Genomic DNA, 25,934 nt, shown 5'->3' on the forward strand with positions numbered 1-25,934 from the left:
TATGATACTATCTGCTTTTGTTATTTAACTGAAAGCATTATGCTTGATATCCCGAATTGCTGATTGCCGGCGTTTATTTAACTCTGTTCGGATATCCGCTTTTTCAAACCCGTCCGCAATAACTTGTTGAACATCTACGTTATTCGCTACTTGAAAATAGTGTAGGGCTAATTCTGCTTGTGGATAAGCTCGCTCTTCAAAACCAAGTCTACCTTTGCTATCGGCTTCACATGCCAGTAAAAAATCTTGGAAACGTTGAGGCTTCCGCCAAACATCGAGGGCGTTAAAAAGTTTTAACACCGTTTCAGGGCGTAATTCAGCCATTTTGTGACAATGTGTATGATATTGGGTAACCAATAACGCAAAATCTTTTACTTCACTTGGCACTTTTAAGCGGTTAGATAACTCACGAGCTGGCGTAATACCTTTCATTTCATGCCCATAATGGTGAGGTAAAATATCATCAGGCGTTAGTCCTTTTCCTAAGTCGTGGCAGAGTGCGGCCCAAAGTAAAGCGGTTGGATTTTCTGCTTTTTTTGCTAATTGTTTCGCTTGTTCAATAACCATTAGCGTATGAATACCACAATCAATTTCCGGATGATATTGTGCTGGTTGAGGCTTCCCGAAGAGTTTTTCCATTTCAGGAAATAACACGGCTAAAGCGCCCACTTCATGTAGAACAGCAAAATAAATATGTGGTGAGTCCGTTTGAAATGCTTTTTCTGTTTCGAGCCAAACACGTTCAGCTGTTAGATGATTGAGTTCGCCATCTTCTGCCATTTTTCGCATAAGCCGTTTCGTTTCTTTGGCAATGCGAAAACCAAACGAATAGAAGCGAGCCGCAAAGCGTGCAACACGTAAAACACGTAGAGGATCTTCCTCAAAAGCTGGAGAGACGTGGCGTAATAGGCGATTTTCTAAATCCTGTTTCCCGCCAAAAGGGTCAAAAATTTGACCGCTTGTCGGGTCTTGTGCCATTGCGTTGATCGTTAAATCTCGGCGAATAAGGTCTTGTTCTAAAGTTACCGCAGGGGAAAAATCACAAATAAAACCATTATAGCCATTACCATGCTTACGTTCTTGACGGGCTAAGGCATATTCTTCTTTGGTCTGTGGATGTAGAAATACGGGAAAGTCAGCCCCCACTTGTTGGTAGCCGAGTGATAAGAGTTGTTCCGGTGTTGAACCGACAACAAGAAAATCACGATCTTTGACGGGTAAGCCTAATAATTGATCTCGAACTGCACCACCAACTAGATAGATTTGCATAATAATCCCCTGAAATGAAAATAAATGAGATTGTAGTCATAAAAATAACCGCTTGTTTATCACAAGCGGTCAAAATGATTAGGCTACGCTAACTGATTCAATCACAACATCTTCAGTTGGAACATCTTGATGGAAACCTTTATTACCGGTTTTTACCTCTTTGATTTTATCAACGATGTCCATACCTTCAACCACTTCGCCGAAAACAGCATAGCCCCATTCTTGCACCACTTCACGACCAAACATCTCTTTTGAGCGATAGTCTAAGAAAGAGTTATCTGCCACATTGATGAAAAATTGTGAGCTGGCTGAATGTGGATCTGAAGTACGAGCCATTGCAATGGTGCCACGTTTGTTACTTAAACGGTTGTTCGCTTCATTTTTAATCGGTGCTTTGGTTGGTTTTTCGATTAAACCTGATGTCATACCACCACCTTGAATCATAAAACCGTCAATCACGCGGTGGAAAATTGTACCGTTGTAAAAGCCTTCTTTGCAGTAATCTTCAAAGTTTTTTGCGGTAATCGGTGCTTTATCAAAATCTAATTTGATTTTAATATCGCCAAAATTCGTGTGTAATGTAATCATTTTAAGTTCCTTATCATTTTGGGAAGAAATTTCAGGCGCTATTATTAAAAAGTTTAAGAGAAATTGCAAAAAATTCTCTAAATTTGACCGCTTATTTGCTAAACTTTGCGAAATTTTTGAATTTTCTATTTTTATTCAGAGGATATTATGCTCAAAATTTATAACACCTTAAAACGTGAAAAAGAAGAATTTAAGCCGATTAACCCAAACCAAATTGGTATGTATGTTTGTGGGGTAACGGTTTATGATCTCTGCCATTTTGGGCACGGTCGAACCTTTGTATCCTTTGATGTGATTGTGCGTTATTTACGCTATTCGGGCTATAATGTGCGCTATGTACGTAACATTACCGATGTGGATGATAAAATCATCAAACGTGCGTTAGAAAATAAAGAGACTTGCGATCAGTTGGTGGATAGAATGATTGCAGAAATGCACAAAGATTTTGATGCATTAAACATTTTACGCCCTGATGTTGAGCCACGCGCAACCAAACATATTCCTGAGATTGTTGCGATGGTTGAAAAACTGATCGCAAACGGACACGCTTATGTAGCAGAAGATGGCGATGTGATGTTTGATGTGGAAAGTTTCAAACAATATGGCGCATTATCTCGTCAAAATCTTGAGCAATTACAAGCCGGTGCTCGTGTTGAGATTAAATCTGTGAAGAAAAATCCGATGGATTTTGTCTTATGGAAGATGTCAAAAGAAAACGAACCAAGCTGGCAAAGCCCGTGGGGGAATGGTCGTCCGGGTTGGCATATTGAGTGTTCTGCAATGAACAGCAAAGAGTTAGGCGAACATTTTGATATTCACGGTGGTGGTTCGGATTTAATGTTCCCACATCACGAAAATGAAATTGCCCAATCTTGCTGTGCGCACGGTGGCGATTATGTGAACTATTGGCTGCACACTGGTATGCTAACCATAGATAAAGAAAAAATGTCTAAATCATTAGGCAATTTCTTTAGTATCCGCCATATGTTAGGGTTATATGATGCCGAAAGTTTACGTTATTTCTTCTTAACAGCACACTATCGCAGCTTGTTAGATTACAGCGTAGAGAATTTAGATTTGGCTCGTTCTGCATTAGAGCGTTTATATACCGCATTACGTGGTTGTGATGTTTCAGGTGCTGCTGAAGGCGGCGAACATTATGTTGAAGCCTTTAAAACCGCAATGGACGATGATTTCAACACACCGGGGGCTTTAGCGGTATTATTTGAAATCGCCCGTGAATTAAATAAATTGAAAACTGAAGATATGGCGAAAGCCAATGGCTTAGCAGTTCGCTTGAAAGAGCTTGCCGGCGTATTGGGGTTATTAGAACAAGATCCGGAAAGTTTCTTACAAGGCGATACTAATAGCGATGAAGCTGCGGAAATCGAAGCGTTAATTAAACAACGTAACGAAGCTAAAGCCAATAAAAATTGGGCTGTTGCGGACGAAGTGCGTGATAAACTTAAAGCAATGAATATTGTTTTAGAAGATACACCAAACGGCACTATTTGGCGTAAAGCGTAACAGAGAACATGTAGGCGATAATTTATTCTCATCAATTATTTGTTATTATTTGATTTAACATTCTTATATCAACAAATAGAAAAGCCTGATGCTTCAAATGGAGTGTCAGGCTTTTCATCTATATAAATTAACCATCAATTTCTTCGCCGGTTTTATCCCATTTAAAGTTAAGCGCAATGGAATTTAAACAGAAGCGTAATCCCGTTGGAGGAGGTCCATCATTAAAGACGTGCCCCATATGTGAATCACAATTGCCACAACGAATTTCTGTACGATGACGTCCTAAACTGTAATCATCAAGATAGCGTAATGCATTGTCTGAAACAGCTTCATAAAAACTTGGCCAACCACAACCAGCATCAAATTTAGTATCTGAACGGAAGAGAGCATTATGGCATCTCGCGCAACGGTATGTACCTACACGATCTTCGTTCAAAAATTTGCCCGTAAAAGGCTGCTCTGTACCGCTATTTAACAAGATTTCGACTTGTTCTTCGGTAAGTTCATCAATATCTTTTATCATATTATCCCCTTGCGACTTATTTGTAAGATATAAGCGGTTGTATTTTACAATTTTTTTACGTGAAGCGAAGAAGAATTTTATAAGTTTTGACATAGATCATGGAACGTTTATCTGTTATATTGAGAGCTGTTCTTTTTTATTGTCAAAACGGTAATAGTATGTGTTATAATTAGCACATCTTGATACTCCTTTTGAGTGATAGAACAATTTTGTTTAACTTTTATATAGGTGAAAAAATCTATGGCAATTAAAATTGGTATTAACGGCTTTGGCCGTATCGGTCGTATCGTATTCCGTGCAGCACAATTACGTGATGATATCGAAGTTGTAGGTATCAACGACTTAATCGATGTTGATTACATGGCTTACATGTTAAAATACGATTCAACACACGGACGTTTCAATGGTACAGTTGAAGTTAAAGATGGTCAATTAGTAGTAAACGGTAAAGCTATCCGTGTAACTGCTGAACGTGATCCTGCAAACTTAAAATGGGATGAAATCGGTGTTGATGTTGCAGTTGAAGCAACTGGCTTATTCTTAGATGACGCAACAGCACGTAAACACATCACAGCTGGTGCGAAAAAAGTTGTTTTAACTGGTCCATCTAAAGATAACACACCTATGTTCGTAAACGGTGTAAACTTTGATGCATATGCAGGTCAAGATATCGTTTCTAACGCTTCTTGTACAACAAACTGCTTAGCACCATTAGCAAAAGTTATTCACGAGAAATTTGGTATTAAAGAAGGTTTAATGACAACTGTTCACGCAACTACAGCAACACAAAAAACTGTAGATGGTCCTTCAGCGAAAGACTGGCGTGGTGGTCGTGGTGCTTCACAAAACATCATTCCTTCATCAACAGGTGCAGCGAAAGCAGTAGGTAAAGTATTACCAGCATTAAACGGTAAATTAACTGGTATGGCGTTCCGTGTTCCTACAGCAAACGTATCTGTAGTTGACTTAACAGTAAACTTAGAAAAACCAGCAACTTACGCTGAAATCTGTGCGGAAATCAAACGTGCTTCAGAAAATGAAATGAAAGGCGTTTTAGGTTACACAGAAGATGCAGTAGTTTCTACTGACTTCAACGGTGCAACAGAAACTTCTGTATTTGATGCGGCAGCAGGTATCGCATTAACAGATACTTTCGTTAAATTAGTATCTTGGTACGATAACGAAACTGGTTACTCAAACAAAGTATTAGACTTAGTTGCATTAGTACACAACTACAAAGGCTAATCTAGTTTTTGAATAAATATTAAAAATTAACGCTCTACTTCGGTAGAGCGTTTTTTTTATCTTTTTACGAAAGAAACGTTGAGATATTTTAGATAAAAAATAAGGTAAGCAAATGGCCTACCTTATTATTCTATTTAAATTTAAATATCTTCATCCACCAACTCAATATCTTTATCCACTAATGGTGGATTATCGCAGAGCCAGTTGGCTAAACGAGCATAATCGGCAATGCTTAAATTCTCTGCACGAGCATTTAAATCAATACCAAGCGCTTCTAATTGTTCTGCTGAAAATAATGTAGATAATGCATTACGTAATGTTTTTCTACGTTGATTAAATGCTTGAGTGGTTACTCTGTTTAACCAATAAACGTCTTTAACCGGGTGTGGTATTTGTTTATGTGGCACAAGTCTAACAACAGCGGAATCTACTTTAGGTGCCGGTTTGAATGCAGTTGGAGGCACTTCTAATACTGGCATAACTTGGCAATAATATTGCGCCATAATGGTTAAGCGACCATAGGCTTTGCTGTTTGGTGCTGCACATAAGCGTTTAACAACCTCTTTTTGCAACATAAAGTGCATATCTTGAATGAGATCATGAAATTTAAAGAGATGGAACATTAATGGTGTTGAAATGTTATAAGGTAAGTTACCGAATACACGAACGCCTTCATTTTCTTTCAAATCTAAACTTTCAAAATACTCACGAAAATTGAAACGAAGCGCATCTTGCTCAATGATCGTAAGTTTATGATTTAAAAATGGATGATGTCTTAAACGCTCAGCTAAATCTCGGTCTAATTCTACAACCGTTAATTTATCAACGAGTTCAGCAACAGGTTCTGTGAGTGCACCTAATCCAGGACCAATTTCTAATAAGTATTGTCCATTTCTAGGATTGATCGCAGAAACAATGCCGTGAATGACATTCATATCGTGTAAGAAGTTTTGACCAAATCGCTTACGCGCAGTATGACCAAGATGTTTTTTCGAGTTAATATGACTCATCGTTATCCTTATTAAATAATGAAAGAACCCCGCTTAGGCGAGGTTCTTGAAATCAGACAATTTATTTTGCATTCACATATTGGATATTAGCTGTTTTTCTTAATGCTTTTACCCAATCTTTAGATGCTGCCTCGGCTTGTTGATTAGCTAGTTGCTCATACGCTCTTTGTGCATAAGCGTCTTCTGTTCTATCACCTTGACGAGAATCGGTTACTTTCAGAATATGCCAACCGAATTGTGATTTAAATGGTGCAGTAATTTGACCTTGTTTTGCTTTTGCTGCTGCATTAGCAAATGCAGGATCATAGATATCTAAGAAATTGAATCCTAAGTCACCACCATCAGCAGCAGAAACATAATCTACGGAATTTGCTTTTGCTGCTTCTTCAAAGGTTGTTTTACCTGCTTTGATGTCAGCAATAATGCTATTTAATTTAGCTTTAGCTTGAGCATCGTTGAGTACTGGCGTTGTTTTAATCAGAATATGACTGATACGAGGTTCTGTGCCAGATACTGCTTTTAATTTACCTGCAGCTTTATCTTTTGCCATAAGCGCTTGTGCTTGAGCTCGAACTTCCTCTGGGTTTACTTGAATTGATTTGCCAATACTTTGATGGCGTACCGCTTCCATCATCATTTGTTGCGCAATTTGTTGGCGATATTGGTTCAAACTAATACCTTGATAATCTAATGCGTCAAGTAATTGACCATAGGTTAAACCATTACGAGCAGCAATTTCTTCGATTGCTTGATCTACTCGGCGATAATCCACTTTTACACCAGATTGCTGGATAGCTTTTTGAACAAGCATTTCATCAATGATGCTTTCAAGAGCAGCTTTACGATTTGCTTCCGTATTTGCTTTTTTCCCTAATGCTCGAGCAACTTGGCTTTCCATAATCATATTGCCATCAACGGTTGCAACAACACGTTCTTCGGCAGCAAAAAGAGATTGTGATAAGCCTAATGTTGCAACAAATGCCACCAATAAAGATTTGGCTGAGGTAAATTTCATTTTTCTTTTCCTACTTGTGTAAACACTAAAATTGTCATTTTAGAGTTTGATTATACTAAAAGGTTCACTTAGATATAATACTATTATGCTAAAGATTGAATCTTTTTAATCACATTGGTGGTAGAACAGCCGTTTTCAAAATTCAAAACCTGAACTTCGCCTCCGTTGTTAATGACTTCTTTTGCACCTGCGATTTCTTCAGGTTTATAGTCACCGCCTTTAACGAGAAGGTTTGGTAAAATTTCGCCAATTAAGCGTTGAGGCGTATCTTCATTAAATGCAACAACCCAATCAACAGAAGATAATCCTGCTAATACAGCCATACGTGCATCGAGATCATTAATTGGGCGAGCCTCACCTTTTAAACGTTTAACAGAGTCGTCCGTATTCACGGCAACAATCAAACGATCACCTAATTTACGAGCATTTTCTAAATAAGAAACATGTCCTGGGTGCAGGATATCAAAACAGCCGTTTGTCATCACGATTTTCTCGCCACGTTTTTTAGCTTCTTCCACAATCGCTTTTAATTCTGCTTCAGATACAATACCAAAACCGGTTGTTGCACGTTGGTGAATTGCATTTTCTAATTCAACCGGACTTACCGTAGATGTTCCTAGTTTACCGACAACTACGCCTGCTGCAGCATTAGCGAGGTAACATGCTTCTTCAAAAGGACGACCGTCAGCAATAGCAGTTGCTAAAACACTTATTACCGTATCGCCGGCACCTGTTACATCATAAACTTCTTTTGCTTGTGTCGGTAAGTGATAAGGTGCTTGATTTGGACGAATTAACGTCATTCCTTTTTCAGAACGAGTTACCAATAACGCGGTCAAGTCAAAGTCTGCAATCATTTTCAAGCCTTTAGCGACAATCTCATCATCGTCTTTACAATGACCAACAACGGCTTCAAATTCAGACATGTTTGGTGTTAAAAGCGTTGCACCGCGATAACGCTCAAAATCGGTTCCTTTTGGATCGATCAACACCGGTACATTGGCTTTACGAGCAATTTGGATCATCTCTTGGACGGATTCTAAAGTACCCTTACCGTAATCTGAAAGAATTAAAGCGCCATAATCCTGAATGTTTTGCGCTAATTTATTTAATAAATCACTGCTTTCAACGTTATGGAATCCTTCCTCAAAATCTAAACGCAATAATTGTTGATGACGAGAAAGAATACGCAATTTCGTAATGGTTGGATGTGTGGTTAATGCAACACAATGATTTTGAATATTGTGTGAGTTCAGTAGCTTATCTAATGCATTTCCGGCATCATCTTGACCAATTAAACCATGTAAAGCTACTGGAACATTCAAACTGGCAATGTTCATTGCAACGTTTGCTGCACCACCGGCACGCTCTTCAATATCCTGAACCTTTACCACCGGAACAGGTGCTTCCGGCGAAATACGATTTGTTGCACCAAACCAGTAGCGATCTAGCATTACATCACCAAGCACTAATACTTTAGCTTGATTAAATTTAGGGAAGTATTGCATCATTTATTTACATCTCTCTTATTTTAAAACGAGAAAAGGGACAAATTTATCTTTTATTTTTCTTAATAAATTTCATTAAGCGTTTACGTTTACGTAATTGGCTTGGCGTCAATTTATTTCGTTTACCAGCAAAAGGATTGTTACCTTCTTGGAATTGAATACGAATTGGCGAGCCAATAATTTTTAAACTCTTACGATAATAATTAGATAAATAGCGTTTATAAGAGTCTGCTAATTTATCAACTTGATTACCGTGAATCACAATAATCGGTGGGTTATAACCACCTGGGTGAGCATATTTTAATTTCACTCTACGGCCATTGACGAGAGGCGGTTGGTGTTCGTCCGCAGCCATACGTAAAATACGGGTAAGCATAGAGGTTGATGTTTTTTGTGTCGCACAAGCATAGGCTTCTTTCACAGATTCAAATAAATTACCAACACCTGAGCCATGTAAAGCCGAAATAAAATGCACACGGGCAAAATCAATAAAATCTAAACGGCGATCTAACTCGGATTTCACTTGGTCTTTAATATCTTGTGATAATCCATCCCATTTATTAACGACAATAACAAGTGAACGTCCAGCATTGAGAATAAAGCCTAACAATGAAAGGTCTTGATCTGAAATCCCTTCACGAGCATCAATGGTTAATAGCACCACATTGGCATCTTGAATCGCTTGTAAGGTTTTGATTACCGAGAATTTTTCCACGGCAAGGTTCACTTTACCACGTCTACGGACACCAGCAGTATCAATGATTGTATAGTGCTGCCCATCTCGTTCCATTGGAATATAGATAGAATCACGCGTAGTGCCCGGCATATCGTAAACAACAACACGCTCTTCGCCTAAAATACGGTTAGTTAAAGTTGATTTTCCAACGTTAGGACGTCCCACAATGGCAATTTTGATATTTTTATCTTCAATAGAAGTATTTTCTTCTTCCAATGCTTCGTCTAATAATGCCGCATCTTCTTCATTTTCGAAATCAAAATCACGATCCCACTCATCTTGAGTTGTCTCATTTTCTTCGTGATCTGCAAATTCATCTTCATTTTCAACCGCTTGTGAACCACCGAGTTCTTCAGCTAGCGGTGCTAAAACTTGCTCGATAAGTTGCGTTACACCTCGACCTTGCGCCGCCGCAATTTGCTCAACTTCGCCTAAACCTAACTGGTAAAACTCGGCGCAATGGGAATCTGCATCAATGCCATCGGTTTTATTGGCTACCACGACCGTGGTTTTTTCACGTTGGCGAAGGTATTGAGCAATACCCACATCAGCAGGTAATAGTCCGGCACGTGCATCCACTAAAAAGAGTACAACGTCCGCTTCTTCAATCGCTAATAACGATTGTTCAGCCATTTTTTCTTCGACACCTTCTTCGGAGCCATCAATACCACCGGTATCAATAACAATGAAATCATAACCGCCAATGTTCGCATGGCCATATTTTCGGTCTCGTGTTAAGCCGGGGAAGTCTGCCACGAGAGCATCTCGTGTGCGAGTTAAGCGATTAAAGAGTGTTGATTTACCAACATTAGGTCTGCCGACAAGGGCAACAACTGGAGTCATAGGTATATTATTCCTTTCTTATCAATAGGGTTCTTGCGTATTGCAAAATTGACATATTATATACTAAATCAAGATAAGATCGGAAATATGATCAGAAAAGCGGTCGATTTTCTGTAAGAATTTACCAAAAATTGACCGCTTGAGTTATTATTGTTCTGCTTTAAGTGCTTTAGAAAAACTTTGTAAGCCCTTTGAATTACCTTCTTTTGCCATTGATTGAAGCGCTTGAGTCGGAATATGTAATAAACTGTTAGTGAGTTTATAACTTAATTCATTTAATATTTTTTCACTATCTTGCCCACTCTGGAGCGCCTGCATTGCTTTTGAGAGTAATTCTTGGCGGATCGTTTCTGCATCTTGGCGGTAGCGTTTGATTAAATCACTGGATTGCTGTTGTTTTAACCATTCAAAGAAAGATTTACATTCTTCATCCACGATCATTTCCGCTTGTTCCGCCGCTTGTTGGCGTTGGGCAAGATTGCGTTGAATAATATTTTGCAGATCATCAACGCTATAAGAATAAACGCCATCAATATCGCCGGCATTTTCATCAATATCTCGAGGTACAGCAATATCAACTAATAGCATCGGATCAAATTGTCGTTGTTTTTGGGCTTCTTTTACCATCTCTTTGCTAATGAGCATATCAGGGCTACCCGTAGAGCTAATCACAACATCCGCTTGATTTAACCCGACTTGTAATGCACTGAGAGAAAGAATTTGCATTGGAACATTAAGCTTTTCGGCTAACATTTCCGCGCGGATATGCGTTCGGTTCGCAATCATGATGTTTTTTGCGCCGTGCTGAATTAGATAACGAGCCACCAATTCAATAGTTTCGCCTGCACCGACTAAGAGAAAACGGAGTTTACCAAAATCATCAAAGATTTGGCGAGCAAGACCACAAGCGGCATAAGCAACGGAGACCGCACTCGAACCTATTTCCGTTTCAGAACGAACGCGTTTAGCGGTAGAAAAGGTTCGTTGAAATAATCGGGAAAGCTTGCTGGAAATGCCGATATGTTGTTTTTGGTAAAAATGCTCGCTATCGTGATAGGCTTGTTTAACCTGCCCTAAAATTTGTGGTTCGCCCAAAATCAGTGAATCTAACCCACAAGCCACTTTCATGAGGTGGCGAGCAGCTTCCATATTTTGTTTAAAATAAATACATTCGCGTAATTCATCATGATCAAGTTGATGAATATTCGCAAACCAATTAAAGCATTTTTCTCGCCATTCGAGGTTAGCCGCCTCTTCTTCTCGCGGTGTGATATTCGGTTGATGAAAGTAAAGTTCTGTTCGGTTACAGGTCGAGAGAATGACCACGCTTTCCGCTAAATCTTGTTGCTGAATTTGACTAAGAGCAAGCTGACGTTTTTGATCGTCAAATGCAACTTTTCCTCTTAATCCAACAGATGCGGTTTTATGGTTAATGCCTAAAGCTAGAATGGTCATTCAAGTCTCACAAATTAAACAGATACAGTATCAGAAATAAAATTTACCGCATTCTAGCGAATCGTTTATAAGGCTGCAAATAATTGTAGAGATTGATTTGATTTATCACAATGAGATTACCTCCTTAGAGGTAATCACTCTTGGTAAAGCGCCATAAACAGATTATGTTCAAAATTAACCAACGGCGCTCGTTTGGTTTTACTTTCTAAATCGCCCGTAGAATAGCCGTTAATGAATTGAACGAAGGCAATTCTTTCGCCTTTCGCATTTTTCATAAAACCAGCAAGATTATAGACGCCTTTTAAAGATCCCGTTTTGGCAATGATATTTTTGACTAACGGCTCGTTGATCATAGAGCCTCTGCCGGAAATTGTGCCATCAACACCAGCAATCGGAAATGTTTCTAACAGCTGTAAACTGTCTTCATTTTTGGCAATATATTCAAGTGCTTGAAGCATGGTTTCTGCACTAACCTGATTATGTCGGGAAAGACCGGAACCATCTGCAATAATGCTGTTATTGAAGGTTATATTCGCTTTTGTGTTTAATAAATGGCGAACAACATGGCTTGCCAATTGGAATGAAGCAGGGCGGTTTTGCTGATGATAAGCGACCGTTCTAAAAAGAGCATCGGCAATTTGGTTATCCGATTTTTTCATCATTTTTTTGAGTAAATCGGGGAGTGGTTTTGAAAAATGTTCTGCGAGCAAAGTGCCTTTTTGAGCATGAGGCGCTTCTTTTACCTGCCCATCAAAGGTTATCGCCAATTTTTTGAGATTGGCTAAACTGATGCTTGCGCCATAACTTGTTGGGTCTTGAACCGAAAAACTTAAACCAAAGGGGGTAGGCTGGCGCGCCATACAACCTTTCACTTGATAGCGGTTATTATCATGCGCCACCACATCAAGTTGGCAATAAGGCGAATCTTCTTTGCTGACGATATATGCCGAGCTAAAAACCTGAACAGGATAAGCGGAAGGCACGTCTACTTTTGCATAATCGCCAACGGGTTGGTCTGCATTTAAATTTACATAAAAGCAGTTATGATCGATATTGATTGCAGCAGGCGGAGCATTGAAGCACATGGTTAAATCGTTCCAGATCCAACCTGAAGCTTTATCATGGCTAGCAAAGACCGAAGTGTCTAAAAGCAAATTTCCCTCAATTTTTTGGATACCTTGCTTTTTTAATTCGCTAAAAAGTTGATAAAATTGACCGCTTGTTAAATCAGGATCGCCCGTAAATTTCACAATTAAATCGCCTTTTAAGACATTATTTTCAATCTTTCCATTAGTCAGTAAAGCGGTTTGGAAACGGAAATCTTGCGGTAGCGCCAATTTTGCAGCTAAAGCAGTAAAGACTTTTTGCGTACTGGCAGGCAACATAAAAATATCACTTTGATGTTGGGTAATAATCTGATTGGTGTCAAGATTTTTAGCGATAAAGGTTGCTGAAGTACCGGAAGGGAGATAGCTTAGTAGCTGCGTTGTATTGATTTCAGCTGAGCTACAAGCGCTATAACATAACCCGAGAAGAATGCTGTTTTTTAGAAAGCGTGAGAATTTAAAGAACATAGTTGTGTATTTAATCTATTGATATTTTTTATTAGAAATTGAATAATAGCCCTTTCATTTCTGTTCGTAAACGACAAATTTGTAAATCATAAATTTGGTAAAGTATTTTAGAGGATAACTAATGAAACAAATCCCAATGACAGTGCGTGGTGCAGAATTACTACGTGAAGAGTTAGATTTTTTAAAAAATGTGCGCCGTCCACAAATCATTGACGCTATTGCAGAGGCACGTGAACACGGCGATTTAAAAGAAAATGCAGAATATCATGCCGCTCGTGAACAACAAGGCTTCTGTGAAGGGCGTATTCAAGAGATTGAAGGTAAATTAGCCAATGCACAAATTATTGATGTCACTAAAATGCAAAATAACGGTAAAGTGATTTTTGGTGCAACGGTGAGTTTAGTAAACGTGGATACAGATGAAGAAGTCACTTACCGCATTGTTGGCGATGATGAAGCGAACATCAAAGAAGGATTAATTTCAGTAAATTCTCCGATTGCACGTGGTTTAGTCGGAAAAGAAGTGGACGATTCGGTATCAATTACAACTCCGGGCGGTAAAGTTGAATTTGATATTGTAGATGTTGAATATATCTAATACGTAACGAAGATAGAAAACAAGCGGTAAGATTTTAAGAAAATTTTACCGCTTGTTCTTTTATACCATAAATAGATCTCGATATTGAAGTAATTGGGCTTTGGTTAAGCTGAATACACCTAAGCCTCCATTTGGGAATTCAATCCAATTAAATGGTACAGATGGGTATTGTTCCATTAAGTGAATCATACTATTACCCACTTCGCAAACTAAGACACCATTATCGGATAAATAATCTGCCGCTTGAGCTAAAATACGTTTAGTAATATTTAAACCATCTTCACCAGAACCTAATGCTAATTCCGGCTCAAAGTGGAATTCTTCCGGCATATCATCTAAATCTTCCTGATCGACATAAGGCGGATTAGTCACAATTAAATCATATTTATCTTGAGGAATATCGTTAAACAGATCCGAGCTAATCGGGAATACCCGATGAGAAAGTTGATGACGTTCGATATTAATTTGCGCCACATCTAATGCATCTAAAGATAAATCTACGGCATCTACTTCTGCGTCAGGAAAAGCAACAGCACAAGCAATAGCGATACAGCCACTCCCCGTACACATATCTAAAATACGTTTAGGTGAGGTTGAAATAAGCCCGTTAAATTGTTGGCTAATTAGCTCGCCAATTGGAGAACGAGGAACAATAACACGCTCATCAACATAGAATTCCAAACCGCAGAACCAAGATGAATTCGTTAAATAAGCAACCGGCTTACGAGAACCTAAGCGCTCTTGAATAAAATGAAAAACACGTGTTTTTTCGACATCAGTTAGACGAGATTGATACATTGCTTCTGGCACATCAGCAGGTAAATATAACGCATTAAGAACAAGTTGCTGAGCTTCATCCCACGCATTGTCATAACCATGACCGTAATAAAGATCAGAAGCATTGAAATAGCTATATGCCCAACGCATCATATCTTGAATGGTTTTTAAATCAGTTAAAGCACTTGAGGCTGAAATTTCCCCAAGAAGTTCTAAATTATGTTGATACATAAGTATTCCTTTCACTAAAATTTGCCGCATTATCGCTTTTTGGCTGAGATGTATCAACCCTTTTTATTATGTTAAAATAACGAAATTTAAGGAGAGCAGAATGTTAGAAAATGATGATTTAGCCTTGTTTCATGAAGCAATTAAAGGCACGAAGAAGATAAAGCAAGATACTTTTATTCCTAAAACTGCACCACGTAAGAAAGTAAGTGAATTACGAGAAATGCAGGAACAAAAGGATACAGAATTTTTCTTCTCGGATGAATATGAGCCGTTGTTAAAAGAAGAAAATGAAAAAATTAAGTATCTACGTGAAGATATTGATCCCTATATTTTAAAACAACTACGCCGTGGCGATTTCCAACCCGAACTTTTTTTAGATTTACATGGTTTAACACGCGAGCAAGCAAAACGGGAGTTGGCGGCTTTAATTTTAGCCTGTGAAAGAGAGCGAGTGTATTGTGCAAGTATTATGACAGGCTTTGGGACTCGAACATTAAAAGATCAAATCCCTCGCTGGCTAGTTCAGCACCCTAAAGTTATAGCACTTCATCAAGCACCAAGAGAATGGGGCGGTGATGCTTCTATTCTGATTTTGGTAGAGCAACCGGAAAGTTTAGAAAGAAGATTATTTGAAAGATAAAAATCCTTTTTCAAGCGGCCGTTTTTTGCAAAATTTTGCAGAGATCCGACCGCTTGAACACTATTTTATTTGGCAAAAATCGTTAAAATACACACCATTTCATTTTAAAAAAGGAGATTTTCAAGCATGACATTTCTTATTCTTGCGATTTTATGTAGCGTATCGGTCTCGGTCTTACTTAAAGTTGCACGGGCTAAAAATATTGTGATCGAACAGGCGATTGCATTTAATTATATTACGGCAATTGGATTATGTTATTTCTTACTTAAACCCGATTTTAAAGGGTTAGGTTTTACAGACTTTTTTATTCAAAGCGAGGCACAGCCTATTTTTCTGGCGATGGGGATTTTATTGCCAACCGTCTTTATTTTTATGTCAAGAGCAGTGGAGTATGCCGGGATCGTTAGGGCAGACGCAGCGCAACGATTAGCGTTATTCCTACAAATTATTGCTGCGGTCTTTTTATTTAATGAAACGTTGAGTGATTTACGTGTTGTCGGTGTCATTGTGGCGTTTCTTGCGCTTTTCTGTTTGCTTTCTAAACCTACCAATGAAATGGGCAATGCAGGAAAGGGAATGCTTTTCTTGGCGCTTGTTTGGTTGGGATATGGTACGACAGGTATTTTGTTTAAACAGATTGCTAAAATGGGTGGAGCTTTCCCAACAACGCTTTTTATCTCTTTTGTGTTAGCTTGTGCGATTATGTTTAGTTATTTGATGATTAAACGTACTCAATGGACTGTACCGAGTTTCTTTGGCGGTATTTTATTAGGCGTATTAAATTTCTTTAATATTCTCTTTTATATCAAAGCACATCAGCATTTTAGTGATAGTCCAACGATTGTTTTTGCCGGTATGGATTTAGGTGTAATCTGTTTAGGGGCTTTAACCGGAGCGTTAGTCTTTAAAGAAAAAATCAGTAAACTTAATGGCGTGGGGATTTTATTAGGTCTTATTGCCATTGTGTTGCTCTATGCAGAAAAACTTTTCGCTTAATGCTTTTTATTTTGGCTCAAGTTTTGACTTGGGCTTTTTTCTGAACTTTTTAACCGCCTGCAAAGTCAAAAAAACGGTTTATGAAATGTTTAAAATATTTAATGGCTCATTTAAAGATTATTTGGTTTCTGTGTTAGTTCAAAGTGCGAATCAAGCGGTTAAAAACGGTACGGATCTTACTAAAGAAAGTTGGATTAAAATGGATAATGGCAAAGTGACCGATATTGATTGGCATGGCTACGTTCACTCAGCAAAACGCATGAAATCTCCACCGGCTTTTGATGCATTAGATCTCAGCTCAGGAGAAAATAATTTCTTTGGCGATGCTAAAGTCAATAATAAACACTTTACTGCATTTGCCGAAAAACATTCAACCGCAGAAAATGCGATGTTAGCTTCTGCCGATATTATCAAAATGGTTAATGCGATGAACTATGTTGATAATAAAGAGGCAGCCCAAAACTGGCGAATTCGTGTCGGCTCTATGGATCGTGATACTTCACACGCTATTGGTGCAATGCTAGCCATTAAACTTAAAATGTCGGGTAAGCAAGTGGATTATGCATTACCTTGGGGAGTCGGACATAGCGGCGATTACGATCTTGATGAGTTATTCCAATGGATTGATGGTATTGCTAAATAAATATTGATATGAGGGCGGAATTTTCCGCTCAGCCCGCTGACAAACCTACCTTTACAGACCTTCTGTCAAAGGTGGGGTTATTTTTTGCTGTTTTATCTCTTTCTCTCGCATTTCACTTCGGATAGCCATTCAAGCGGTCAGTTTTGTGGATTTTGTACCATTAGATCAAACCTCTAGAGAGATGTCTAGAGGTTTGTTAGCGGTCTGGGGACACACTGAGTGTGCCCTTCACATATTCATAAACCTCGTATTTATTCCCGCGAGAATACACATCATAAACCTTGTATTTAAGCGGATACACACAGTCTGTATCTCCCTCTTTTTTATAAATCTTTCCGCTTGTTTTTTAATCGAAATTTTCAAAGCAGTATACTGCTTTTAGTTGTTATTGACATAACAACTAAATCATTCTAGCTAAAATAAAAAATAGGAGTTTTTTATGGCTATTGCACGAGCAATACAACAACAAAATGGCAGAGTTGCTATTTATCGTGATGAAAATCGCGATCCTACCATAGTAACAGGAGTTTTAGTAGGTTATACGACAACTGAGGTACTTGTACGGGAAGTGAAGGGAAACCGAGTTAAAGTTTATAATGAAAAACTTCAAATAGTAAAAATAACAAGCTGATTTCTTGTATCGTAGGTAGCCCCTATTCAACGGGGCTATCTTATTGTTTAAATTGAAATGGCATTTTTATAAAGGAAAAATATTATGTCAGAAATTAAAAAATCCGCCAAACATGGCAACTTTGTTATACAACAAGCTGAAAATGATAGTATTTCTATTATTTGTGATAATACAAAACAAGCTTTAAGAGACATCGCAAATGAGATAGGAATGGAGTTTGATTCAGACTGGAATACACAGTATTTTGGTCATAGACTTATCAATTTTATTAATGGTGTAGATACTACGAGAAAAAGTAAAGAAGTAGAACAAGCCAATAATAATACAGATGGTGTTTCTGATGAGGATTGGGAATGGTGGATCAGTTTACCCGATGTATTGAAATATACTGTATTGTATAGTTTTAAAGATGTATTTGAGGAAGAAGGTGTTCCATTTCCGGAATGGGATAGTGACTATGACAGTTTTGCCGATACTGAATTCAAATTCACGGAGAGAAGTACTGATGACGTAAATAATGCAGGTTATTGGTTACTAGTATGGATTACAGGTGGATATGAAGAAGGCGAGTTTGTAGGTCCCGATAGTGAGTTTAAAATTACAGTTCCTCGTGATGCGTGGGGATTGGATAGTGTTGAGAAATTAGCACATTTGAAGTTCATGGTTACACTTGATTTAGGGCAATTTGAAGCCAGCTCTCTTCCTGCTGGTATTGATAAGTTGACTCAATTAAAAATGTTAAATTTGTGCGATAATGAATTGGAGGATCCTGCTAGAGAGATCGTTCAATTATTCCCTCTTAAAAATTTAGAGTCGCTTTGGATAAGAAATACGGGGATTGATACTGGAGTTCTAATTTCTCAGTTACAAGAGGCATTACCAGATTGTGAAATCAACCCATATAGTAGACCTTTCTACTATTAATACGGTGAAATAGCCAAAGATAGGTGTTTATATCTTGATATAAACACCTATCAGACCACTGACAACCGCACCTTTACAGACCTTCTGTCAAAGGTGGGGTTATTTTTTTGCTGTTTTATCTCTTTCTTTTGCATTTCACTTCGGATAGCCATTCAAGCGGTCAGTTTTGTGGATTTTTACCATTACCGCATATTGATAAAGGCTGAGCTATAAAAAGCGTAAAAAAGCCCACAGCATAAGGGCTATCTTCTTGATGTTTTGTGCCATTGCCGCTAGGAAGCATTGCATTTGTACTTTCGACAACCCTCTGTAACGGGCATTGCGGTGTTGCTTGGCGTCCGCAAAGCTACGCTCTACGGTTTTGGCTCAACGTTTGTAGAGTTTTTTCCCTTTGGTCGGACGGCGATAACCGAACACCCAATAATCTCTCGGCGAACCAAACTTTCTGCGATAGGGGCAGTAAAATAGCCGGCATCTAGCCCAACATTTAAGCATAGGCATTTCCTTTTTTCGATATGCCTATTAGATCAAACCTCTAGAGAGATGTCTAGAGGTTTGTCAGCGGTCTGGGCGGAATTTTCCACCTTTTTTATTGCTTGAGGAATCATCAGAAATCTTTATAATTTTATTTACCTACCTTTAAGCTTTTCTATCTATGCAGATGAATCTCTTTAAAAAATGTACTGAAAATTACGTAAACTGGGTCATTAAATTAGGAAAAACGAAATCGGCAATTTTGGGCTTTGTTGTATTATGTATATTTGCCATTCTTGTTCAAATTTTTCTAGATTATTTATTTTTAGGCAAAGTTCTTGTTCATGATATTTTGCGTTCTGTTTTATTTGGGCTTATTTCTGCCCCGTTTGTGATCTATTTCTTTAATGTGATTGTAGAAAAGCTCGAGAAATCAAGAGTAAAACTTGAACAGAGTATTTATGAATTAGGTACTCTTCGAGAACAAGATTTTATTTTAAATAAACGTTTAGAAAAGAATAGCCAAGATAAAACCAAATTAATGGCAACGATTAGCCATGAATTGCGCACGCCGTTAAATGGGATCATCGGTTTAAGCCGTATTTTATTAGAGGGCGAGCTTGAACCTAAACAGCGTGAATACTTAAAAACAATTAATATCAGCGCCGTATCATTAGGCCATATTTTTAGCGATATTATTGATTTAGAAAAAATTGATAGCAAAAGAATTGAGTTATTTAATAAACCCGTTGAGTTTATTCAGCTAATCAATGACATCAATCATTTTGCCAATTTAATGGCAGGTAAAAAAGAGATTAAATTTCACTTAGAGTATGCCAAACAACTGCCTCATTATATCAATGTAGATAATGCTCGTTTAAGCCAAGTTATTTGGAATTTATTAAGTAATGCGGTTAAATTTACGCCAGAAAAAGGGGATATTACTTTAAAAATTAATCAACTGTCGCCTTCTTGTTTTCAATTTATCGTTATTGATTCTGGTATTGGTATCGCCAAAGAAGAGCAAGATAAAATTTTTAATATGTTTTATCAATCAGAACGTTCTGATGGTAATAAGGCTCAAGGAAGTGGTATAGGTTTAGCCGTATCAAAACACATTGCTCAGTTGATGGGGGGCGATTTAACCGTTGAAAGTCAATTAGGAGAGGGGGCAGCATTTACATTAACCATTCAAGCGGAAGCTACACATGCAGAACAAGATATTCAAGTTCAACATTTAGGATTGAAAGTATTGCTTGTGGAAGATGTTGAAGTTAATGTTATTGTCGCAAAAGCCATGTTAGAAAAATTTGGTTGTGAAATTGATGTTGCGATGAGTGGAGCTGAAGCCTATCGCCAATTTGAGCAACATAGTTATGATCTCATTTTATTGGATATTCAATTACCCGATACAACGGGAACATTGATTGCCCAAGAGCTTCGCCGCCGCTATGAAAATGAAGAAATTGATTATTTGCCTTTAATGGTGGCTTTAACAGCAAATATTATGCAAACCAAATCAGAATACCAATCTCAAGGAATGGATGATGTGTTGCGTAAACCGCTTTCATTAGAAGCCTTAGCGAATTGTTTAAATGAGCATTTTGGCGAAGTATTTTTGTTAAATGAATCAGAAAAACAACCGCTTGAAGGGATCCTTCAACTAAATGAAGAAATTTATAATAAGCCGATGTTAGATGAATTGGTAAATGTTCTGGGAAAATCAGGCGTTCAAGCAAACCTCGCTTTATTTGAAAAGCTAATGCCAGAATACGTTGCTGAATTACAGTATGCTTTTCAGCAATGGAAAACGGAAGATTCGCCTGAATATAGACAAATTTTAGCAACTCAAGCTCACAAAATGAAAGGTGCTTTTGCTTCGGTTGGGTTAAAACGCTTACAAGAAATAGCACAACTCGCGCAAACGGATAATGGAACAGAATGGACAGAACATATCGCCTTTTGGGTAGAGCAAATGGTCGCACTTTGGCAATCTGATTTAGCAGAGCTACAAAAAATATGGACTGAATGATCTGTCCACTTCTTTACCATTTTTTCGTTTTGGGTGTAACAAACTCAATGCCTTTGTTTTGATATGAGATGCCTTCTAATTGAAGTAAAAATCTTTTGTTTGGCAAGCCTCCACCAAAGCCAGTTAAAGCACTATTTTTACCTAAAACACGATGGCAGGGTATCAAAATTGAAATAGGGTTACGCCCAACAGCACCGCCTACGGCACGCATAGCATTTGGCTTACCGAGTTGATGAGCTATTTCGCCATAGCTCGTTGTTTTTCCGTAAGGAATGGTGCGAAGAATATGCCAAACAGCGTGCTGAAAGTCGGTACCTTGAGGGGCGAGAAAATCTAATTGAGAAAAATCTATGGGAGCACCTGCAAAATAGCGGTCTAAAATTTCCGTTGTTTTGCAAAAAATTTCATAAACTTGACCGCTTGTCGGCGTTGCTTTGGTAAAAGATGAGATATCTGTGGTTTGTTGCTCTTGTTCAAATTCAATATAGGTAAGTCCACACTCTTGAGCAAGCAATAATAAGCGCCCGACCGGGCTTTGATAATAATGGTAATAAATTGTTGATTTCATGCATTCATTAAAATTAAAAGGCGTGTAAGCTAAGTTTACACGCCTTTTAAATTTTATTCACGTATTATGGTTAGAATTTATAGTTAAGATTTAAGCCGTAGAGATAGCCACGTGCTTTCGTTTTAAATGCTGCGCCATCTTCGTTGAAGCTAAAGCTGGTACCACGTAAGAAGGCGAAACCACCATCAACTGAAAGATCCGGGGTAAAGCGATACGTTGCCCCTGCTGAATACCATACACGGTTTGTGTCTGGAATTGAGATTGATGGGTTTGCTACGCTTGCACTGCGGTCAAAGGCAACACCTGCACGAAGTGTTAAATCTGTATTCACATCAAAAGAGGTACCTAACGCATAACGATTGGAATCGCGGAAGTTTTCATCTTTATGTAAATAATGATACTGGTTGTCAATGCTATAAGCATCTAACTGTTTTAAGCGTGACCATTCGGTACGTTTCCAGCTATATTGTACAGCCCAACGATCTGTTAATTTATGGAAACCTGATAACTCCCAGTAAGCAGGAAGATTGAGAGTTAATTTTCCTTCTCTCTCAGAGCCTTGTGTTGCAATGACAGTACCTAGATCATTTTGGAGAGAGTTGCGATAATGTCCCTTAAATTTAACATCAATAGCAGAGTGATATGCTAAGCCCCAACGATGATTTTCATTAAGTTCGTATGTTAAACCAGCATTCCAACCGAACGACCATTCATCGCCAGTAAAACGCATAAGTTCCGTTTCTTTGCTTGAAAGAGATGTTGCTGTAGCTCTTAATGAATTGGCGGTTTGTCCCACAGTTGCATTTGGAGAACGAGCAGCTAAACTTTGTAAAGCACTAACAGCAGTTGGATTTTGTGCTGCAACAGCTTGTAAAGCTGGGCTAACAGGAATTGCTGCAACTAACTGCGAAAGTGTCATAGATTGATTAGGTAAACGCTCTAGAATGGCTGCACCAGCGTTAGCACGAGCTACACCAGCTTTAACGTCTGCTCTTTCTGTTATATCCCCTAGTGTACGGCGAAGCTCAGCTTTAGAATAAACAGCGTTCACACCAGCACCGAAGCTGAAACCATGACCTAAATCATAAGCACCACTTACATTAAAGTTGTGAGCGGCTAATTCTGTTTCCCCTCCCATTGAACCCGCATTAAAATTGTTTGAATACTCAGATTTAAGACCATAATTCACGTTATAGCCTAAACCTAATGCGAATTTATCTGTGATTGGAGTAACAAAATAAGCATTTGGAACAAGTGATGTCGGTACAATATTATTTTGATTTGCACTATTTCCTTGCGCTGTTGTACCTTTTACATGAAGATCCGTATCAATTAAAACGCCACCAGCAGAAAGCTCTGAACGTTTGAATTTGGTCATTAATGCAGGGTTATTGGCAACCACAGAAGCATTATCTGCAACAGCGGCATTACCGGCATACGCCATACCTAAACCAGAGGTTGAAACTTCAGCTAATTGGAATGCGGCTGCATTTACACCACCTGCAGTGAGTGCGATAGTTGTTGCAAGTAATGTTTTAGAAAATTTAGACATTTGTAGATCCTTTGTTATTGATATTTAAAGGGATTGATAAAAATTCTCGCGGATTTTACGGAGCGAAAGCAGAGATTGCAATCTTTTGATAGGGAAAATCAGGCTGTTCCGACCAGTTGGAGTGAACTTTGCTTAATTTTTGAAATAGATAATTTGTTCTTCTGTTTTTCAGTTTAAACTCAAGTAAAAAACATCTATAATAGTAGGGAATTATTTTTTTGTTTTACTCTCATTTGTAAAACCTTTCAAATCAATAAGTTTAAACCAAACCAAAATACTTGACTAAAATAGTCAAGTCAATCAAAATCAATATCGTTTTCAAGTCTTTCTTGAACGCCATTTAAATGAGGGCAAATTTATGAGATTAACGTCAAGAGGACGTTATGCAGTAACGGCAATTTTAGATATTGCTATTCATGGCAAAGAAGAACCGGTTAGCCTTGCAGATATTGCAGATCGTCAAGCCATTTCATTATCTTATTTAGAACAGCTTTTTGCACAATTACGCCGTGATGGTATCGTTCATAGTGTTCGAGGTCCTGGCGGTGGATATAAATTAGAAAAATCGCCGAAAGATATTTCGGTGGGTATGATTATTGCGGCTGTGAATGAAAATGTTGATGTGACCAAATGCAAAGGCAGCGGTAATTGCCGTAAAGATTCAAAATGTTTAACTCATACATTGTGGGAACGTTTAGAAGAACAAATCGGTGTTTTTCTAAATACTGTTTCACTAGAAGATTTAGTTAAAGAGAATTCGGATCACGATTGTGAGAAATCACATTGTCATGAACATCCTCATAAACACTAAATTGCAAATTTCGATAAAAAACGACCGCTTGTCGTAAATTTAGGAGTAATAATGAAATTACCTATTTATTTAGATTATGCAGCAACAACGCCAATGGACGAACGTGTTGCAAAAAAAATGATGGAATATATGACCAAAGACGGTATCTTTGGTAACCCAGCATCTCGTTCACATAAATTCGGCTGGGAAGCGGAAGAAGCTGTTGATGTCGCTCGTAACCATATTGCTGATTTAATCGGTGCAGATAGCCGTGAAATCGTCTTCACATCAGGCGCAACAGAGTCTGATAACTTAGCAATCAAAGGTGCAGCACACTTTTACCAAACAAAAGGTAAGCACATTATCACCGTAAAAACAGAGCATAAAGCGGTATTAGATACTTGCCGTCAATTAGAGCGTGAAGGTTTTGAAGTGACTTATTTAGAGCCTGAAACTGATGGCTTGTTAGATTTAGCGAAATTAGAAGCTGCAATTCGTCCGGATACGATTTTAATTTCAGTGATGCACGTAAACAATGAAATCGGTGTGATTCAAGACATCAAAGCCATAGGCGAAATGTGCCGTGCGAAGAAAATTATTTTCCACGTTGATGCAACCCAATCTGTCGGTAAAATTCCGGTTAATGTACAAGAGTTAAAAGTGGATTTAATGTCATTCTCTAGCCACAAACTTTACGGGCCAAAAGGTATCGGTGGTTTATATGTATGCCGTAAGCCTCGAGTTCGTATTGAAGCGATTATTCATGGTGGTGGACACGAGCGAGGCATGCGTTCAGGGACATTACCTGTACATCAAATTGTGGGTATGGGTGAAGCGTACCGTATCGCAAAAGAAGAAATGGCAACTGAAATGCCTCGCATTAAAGCACTTCGTGATCGTTTATATAAAGGCTTTAAAGATATTGAAGAAGTTTATGTAAATGGTTCTATGGAAGAAGGCAAACGTGTTGATAGCAATTTAAACATCAGCTTCAACTTTGTTGAAGGCGAATCTTTAATGATGGCATTACGTGATATTGCCGTATCATCAGGTTCTGCGTGTACATCAGCAAGTTTAGAGCCATCTTACGTCTTACGTGCGATTGGTCGTGATGATGAATTAGCGCATAGCTCAATTCGTTTCTCATTAGGACGTTGGACAACAGAAGAAGAAATTGATTACACCATTGAAATCGTACGTAAAGCAATTGTGAAATTACGTGATCTTTCTCCATTATGGGAAATGTTCAAAGATGGTGTAGATTTATCAAAAATTGAGTGGAACCACCACTAATTTTTCATTGATATGAAATAGGGTGGGGATACCTCCACTCTTACGAAATTCTGTGGAAGCAGAAAGATAGAGGAATACAAAAATGGCATATAGCGAAAAAGTAATCGATCATTACGAAAATCCACGTAACGTAGGAACATTCGATAAAGAAGCAGCTGATATTGGTACCGGTATGGTTGGCGCGCCTGCGTGTGGCGATATTTTACGTTTACAAATTAAAGTGAACGATCAAGGTATTATTGAAGATGCGCGTTTTAAAGCATACGGTTGTGGTTCTGCAATTGCTTCAAGTTCTTTAATTACCGAATGGGTAAAAGGTAAATCTTTAGAAGAAGCAGGTGCAATTAAAAATAGTGATATTGCTGAAGAGTTAGAATTACCGCCAGTAAAAGTTCACTGTTCTATTTTAGCGGAAGATGCAATTAAAGCAGCAATTGCAGATTACAAAGAAAAAAACGGTAAGTAGTATTTAATAAGCGGTTGTATTTTGCA

The 25,934-nt window shown here is 38.2% G+C and carries 23 protein-coding genes and 2 pseudogenes; 12 read left to right on the plus strand and 13 right to left on the minus strand.

What is annotated here, in order from left to right:
• Nucleotides 1–24: 24 nt before the first annotated feature.
• Complete coding sequence (locus AM305_RS08190; RefSeq protein ID WP_005824871.1) at nucleotides 25–1,269, minus strand: multifunctional CCA addition/repair protein; 1,245 nt, start codon at nucleotides 1,267–1,269, stop codon at nucleotides 25–27.
• A gap of 78 nt (nucleotides 1,270–1,347) precedes the next feature.
• Nucleotides 1,348–1,857, minus strand: a complete 510-nt coding sequence (locus AM305_RS08195; protein ID WP_005824872.1) for a peptidylprolyl isomerase — start codon at nucleotides 1,855–1,857, stop codon at nucleotides 1,348–1,350.
• A gap of 147 nt (nucleotides 1,858–2,004) precedes the next feature.
• Between AM305_RS08195 and cysS the strand changes: the two genes are divergently transcribed.
• Nucleotides 2,005–3,384 (plus strand): cysteine--tRNA ligase, encoded by a 1,380-nt coding sequence (cysS, locus tag AM305_RS08200; protein ID WP_005824873.1) that lies wholly within the window; start codon nucleotides 2,005–2,007, stop codon nucleotides 3,382–3,384.
• Nucleotides 3,385–3,511: 127 nt separating this feature from the next.
• Here cysS and msrB read toward each other — a convergent pair whose 3' ends face one another.
• Complete coding sequence (msrB, locus tag AM305_RS08205; RefSeq protein WP_005824874.1) at nucleotides 3,512–3,907, minus strand: peptide-methionine (R)-S-oxide reductase MsrB; 396 nt, start codon at nucleotides 3,905–3,907, stop codon at nucleotides 3,512–3,514.
• Between the two features lie 240 nt (nucleotides 3,908–4,147).
• On the opposite strand from msrB, the gene gap reads away from it, so the two are divergent.
• Nucleotides 4,148–5,152, plus strand: coding sequence for a type I glyceraldehyde-3-phosphate dehydrogenase (gap, locus tag AM305_RS08210; RefSeq protein WP_005821093.1), 1,005 nt, complete (start codon nucleotides 4,148–4,150; stop codon nucleotides 5,150–5,152).
• A 140-nt stretch (nucleotides 5,153–5,292) separates the two neighbouring features.
• Here the strand turns inward: gap and rsmA are convergent, their stop codons facing one another.
• The 6 genes from rsmA to dacB all read right to left on the minus strand — a co-directional run bounded on the left by rsmA (nucleotide 5,293) and on the right by dacB (nucleotide 13,293).
• Complete coding sequence (gene rsmA, locus AM305_RS08215; RefSeq protein ID WP_005824876.1) at nucleotides 5,293–6,162, minus strand: 16S rRNA (adenine(1518)-N(6)/adenine(1519)-N(6))-dimethyltransferase RsmA; 870 nt, start codon at nucleotides 6,160–6,162, stop codon at nucleotides 5,293–5,295.
• Nucleotides 6,163–6,223: 61 nt separating this feature from the next.
• On the minus strand, nucleotides 6,224–7,177 hold the full coding sequence (locus tag AM305_RS08220; protein WP_005824877.1) for a peptidylprolyl isomerase: 954 nt from the start codon (nucleotides 7,175–7,177) through the stop codon (nucleotides 6,224–6,226).
• A gap of 83 nt (nucleotides 7,178–7,260) precedes the next feature.
• Complete coding sequence (gene hldE / locus AM305_RS08225) at nucleotides 7,261–8,688, minus strand: bifunctional D-glycero-beta-D-manno-heptose-7-phosphate kinase/D-glycero-beta-D-manno-heptose 1-phosphate adenylyltransferase HldE (RefSeq protein WP_005824879.1); 1,428 nt, start codon at nucleotides 8,686–8,688, stop codon at nucleotides 7,261–7,263.
• 43 nt (nucleotides 8,689–8,731) lie between these two features.
• On the minus strand, nucleotides 8,732–10,264 hold the full coding sequence (gene der, locus AM305_RS08230; protein WP_005824881.1) for a ribosome biogenesis GTPase Der: 1,533 nt from the start codon (nucleotides 10,262–10,264) through the stop codon (nucleotides 8,732–8,734).
• A 147-nt stretch (nucleotides 10,265–10,411) separates the two neighbouring features.
• The gene (gene hemA, locus AM305_RS08235) at nucleotides 10,412–11,719 is read right to left on the minus strand and encodes a glutamyl-tRNA reductase (RefSeq protein WP_005824883.1); all 1,308 of its coding nucleotides are present in this window, start codon (nucleotides 11,717–11,719) and stop codon (nucleotides 10,412–10,414) included.
• 134 nt (nucleotides 11,720–11,853) lie between these two features.
• Complete coding sequence (dacB, locus tag AM305_RS08240; protein WP_005824884.1) at nucleotides 11,854–13,293, minus strand: serine-type D-Ala-D-Ala carboxypeptidase; 1,440 nt, start codon at nucleotides 13,291–13,293, stop codon at nucleotides 11,854–11,856.
• Nucleotides 13,294–13,414: 121 nt separating this feature from the next.
• Here dacB and greA point away from each other — a divergent pair, with 121 nt between their 5' ends.
• Nucleotides 13,415–13,891: a transcription elongation factor GreA gene (greA, locus tag AM305_RS08245; protein ID WP_005824886.1), complete on the plus strand. Its 477-nt coding sequence runs from the start codon at nucleotides 13,415–13,417 to the stop codon at nucleotides 13,889–13,891.
• 60 nt (nucleotides 13,892–13,951) lie between these two features.
• Here the strand turns inward: greA and prmB are convergent, their stop codons facing one another.
• Nucleotides 13,952–14,899, minus strand: coding sequence for a 50S ribosomal protein L3 N(5)-glutamine methyltransferase (prmB, locus tag AM305_RS08250; RefSeq protein WP_005824888.1), 948 nt, complete (start codon nucleotides 14,897–14,899; stop codon nucleotides 13,952–13,954).
• 100 nt (nucleotides 14,900–14,999) lie between these two features.
• Here prmB and smrB point away from each other — a divergent pair, with 100 nt between their 5' ends.
• The 5 genes and pseudogenes from smrB (at nucleotide 15,000) to AM305_RS11860 (ending at nucleotide 18,733) form a co-directional block, all read left to right on the plus strand.
• Entirely contained in the window at nucleotides 15,000–15,539 is a 540-nt protein-coding gene (smrB, locus tag AM305_RS08255) for an endonuclease SmrB (protein ID WP_005821076.1), read from the plus strand.
• A gap of 126 nt (nucleotides 15,540–15,665) precedes the next feature.
• On the plus strand, nucleotides 15,666–16,535 hold the full coding sequence (locus AM305_RS08260) for a DMT family transporter (RefSeq protein ID WP_005824891.1): 870 nt from the start codon (nucleotides 15,666–15,668) through the stop codon (nucleotides 16,533–16,535).
• Between the two features lie 100 nt (nucleotides 16,536–16,635).
• A pseudogene (locus AM305_RS08265) lies at nucleotides 16,636–17,178 on the plus strand (nicotinate phosphoribosyltransferase); the annotation flags it as partial.
• Between the two features lie 439 nt (nucleotides 17,179–17,617).
• A complete protein-coding gene (locus tag AM305_RS08270; protein WP_005824895.1) occupies nucleotides 17,618–17,809 on the plus strand; it encodes a hypothetical protein in 192 nt (63 codons plus the stop codon).
• A gap of 84 nt (nucleotides 17,810–17,893) precedes the next feature.
• Entirely contained in the window at nucleotides 17,894–18,733 is an 840-nt protein-coding gene (locus AM305_RS11860) for a hypothetical protein (RefSeq protein WP_005824897.1), read from the plus strand.
• Between the two features lie 207 nt (nucleotides 18,734–18,940).
• On the opposite strand, the pseudogene AM305_RS12045 reads toward AM305_RS11860, so the two are convergent.
• A pseudogene (locus tag AM305_RS12045) lies at nucleotides 18,941–19,123 on the minus strand (transposase); the annotation flags it as partial.
• Between the two features lie 271 nt (nucleotides 19,124–19,394).
• Here AM305_RS12045 and AM305_RS08285 point away from each other — a divergent pair.
• Nucleotides 19,395–21,239 carry an ATP-binding protein gene (locus AM305_RS08285; RefSeq protein WP_035294301.1) on the plus strand — a complete coding sequence of 615 codons (1,845 nt, stop codon included), beginning with the start codon at nucleotides 19,395–19,397 and terminating at the stop codon, nucleotides 21,237–21,239.
• A gap of 13 nt (nucleotides 21,240–21,252) precedes the next feature.
• Here AM305_RS08285 and AM305_RS08290 read toward each other — a convergent pair whose 3' ends face one another.
• On the minus strand, nucleotides 21,253–21,807 hold the full coding sequence (locus tag AM305_RS08290; RefSeq protein WP_005824903.1) for a methylated-DNA--[protein]-cysteine S-methyltransferase: 555 nt from the start codon (nucleotides 21,805–21,807) through the stop codon (nucleotides 21,253–21,255).
• 70 nt (nucleotides 21,808–21,877) lie between these two features.
• Nucleotides 21,878–23,359 (minus strand): outer membrane protein transport protein, encoded by a 1,482-nt coding sequence (locus tag AM305_RS08295; RefSeq protein ID WP_005824905.1) that lies wholly within the window; start codon nucleotides 23,357–23,359, stop codon nucleotides 21,878–21,880.
• 358 nt (nucleotides 23,360–23,717) lie between these two features.
• Here AM305_RS08295 and AM305_RS08300 point away from each other — a divergent pair, with 358 nt between their 5' ends.
• The 3 genes from AM305_RS08300 to iscU all read left to right on the plus strand — a co-directional run bounded on the left by AM305_RS08300 (nucleotide 23,718) and on the right by iscU (nucleotide 25,908).
• Entirely contained in the window at nucleotides 23,718–24,170 is a 453-nt protein-coding gene (locus AM305_RS08300) for an Rrf2 family transcriptional regulator (protein WP_005824907.1), read from the plus strand.
• 51 nt (nucleotides 24,171–24,221) lie between these two features.
• A complete protein-coding gene (locus AM305_RS08305; protein WP_005824909.1) occupies nucleotides 24,222–25,442 on the plus strand; it encodes an IscS subfamily cysteine desulfurase in 1,221 nt (406 codons plus the stop codon).
• A gap of 82 nt (nucleotides 25,443–25,524) precedes the next feature.
• Nucleotides 25,525–25,908, plus strand: a complete 384-nt coding sequence (gene iscU, locus AM305_RS08310; RefSeq protein WP_005821062.1) for a Fe-S cluster assembly scaffold IscU — start codon at nucleotides 25,525–25,527, stop codon at nucleotides 25,906–25,908.
• Nucleotides 25,909–25,934: the final 26 nt, after the last annotated feature.

The sequence above is a fragment of the Actinobacillus minor NM305 genome, assembly GCF_000175195.1.
In the GTDB taxonomy this organism is placed as follows: Bacteria; Pseudomonadota; Gammaproteobacteria; order Enterobacterales; family Pasteurellaceae; genus Haemophilus_A; species Haemophilus_A minor.

Coding starts and splice junctions, on each gene's coding strand:
- AM305_RS08195 (WP_005824872.1), bottom strand. CDS start 1,857: ATGATTACATTACACACGAATTTTGGCGATATTAAAATCAAATTAGAT.
- iscU (WP_005821062.1), top strand. CDS start 25,525: ATGGCATATAGCGAAAAAGTAATCGATCATTACGAAAATCCACGTAAC.
- AM305_RS11860 (WP_005824897.1), top strand. CDS start 17,894: ATGTCAGAAATTAAAAAATCCGCCAAACATGGCAACTTTGTTATACAA.
- AM305_RS08295 (WP_005824905.1), bottom strand. CDS start 23,359: ATGTCTAAATTTTCTAAAACATTACTTGCAACAACTATCGCACTCACT.
- greA (WP_005824886.1), top strand. CDS start 13,415: ATGAAACAAATCCCAATGACAGTGCGTGGTGCAGAATTACTACGTGAA.
- der (WP_005824881.1), bottom strand. CDS start 10,264: ATGACTCCAGTTGTTGCCCTTGTCGGCAGACCTAATGTTGGTAAATCA.
- cysS (WP_005824873.1), top strand. CDS start 2,005: ATGCTCAAAATTTATAACACCTTAAAACGTGAAAAAGAAGAATTTAAG.
- AM305_RS08260 (WP_005824891.1), top strand. CDS start 15,666: ATGACATTTCTTATTCTTGCGATTTTATGTAGCGTATCGGTCTCGGTC.
- prmB (WP_005824888.1), bottom strand. CDS start 14,899: ATGTATCAACATAATTTAGAACTTCTTGGGGAAATTTCAGCCTCAAGT.
- AM305_RS08285 (WP_035294301.1), top strand. CDS start 19,395: ATGAATCTCTTTAAAAAATGTACTGAAAATTACGTAAACTGGGTCATT.
- smrB (WP_005821076.1), top strand. CDS start 15,000: ATGTTAGAAAATGATGATTTAGCCTTGTTTCATGAAGCAATTAAAGGC.
- msrB (WP_005824874.1), bottom strand. CDS start 3,907: ATGATAAAAGATATTGATGAACTTACCGAAGAACAAGTCGAAATCTTG.
- AM305_RS08290 (WP_005824903.1), bottom strand. CDS start 21,807: ATGAAATCAACAATTTATTACCATTATTATCAAAGCCCGGTCGGGCGC.
- AM305_RS08270 (WP_005824895.1), top strand. CDS start 17,618: ATGGCTATTGCACGAGCAATACAACAACAAAATGGCAGAGTTGCTATT.
- AM305_RS08190 (WP_005824871.1), bottom strand. CDS start 1,269: ATGCAAATCTATCTAGTTGGTGGTGCAGTTCGAGATCAATTATTAGGC.
- gap (WP_005821093.1), top strand. CDS start 4,148: ATGGCAATTAAAATTGGTATTAACGGCTTTGGCCGTATCGGTCGTATC.
- AM305_RS08300 (WP_005824907.1), top strand. CDS start 23,718: ATGAGATTAACGTCAAGAGGACGTTATGCAGTAACGGCAATTTTAGAT.
- AM305_RS08305 (WP_005824909.1), top strand. CDS start 24,222: ATGAAATTACCTATTTATTTAGATTATGCAGCAACAACGCCAATGGAC.
- hldE (WP_005824879.1), bottom strand. CDS start 8,688: ATGATGCAATACTTCCCTAAATTTAATCAAGCTAAAGTATTAGTGCTT.
- hemA (WP_005824883.1), bottom strand. CDS start 11,719: ATGACCATTCTAGCTTTAGGCATTAACCATAAAACCGCATCTGTTGGA.
- dacB (WP_005824884.1), bottom strand. CDS start 13,293: ATGTTCTTTAAATTCTCACGCTTTCTAAAAAACAGCATTCTTCTCGGG.
- rsmA (WP_005824876.1), bottom strand. CDS start 6,162: ATGAGTCATATTAACTCGAAAAAACATCTTGGTCATACTGCGCGTAAG.
- AM305_RS08220 (WP_005824877.1), bottom strand. CDS start 7,177: ATGAAATTTACCTCAGCCAAATCTTTATTGGTGGCATTTGTTGCAACA.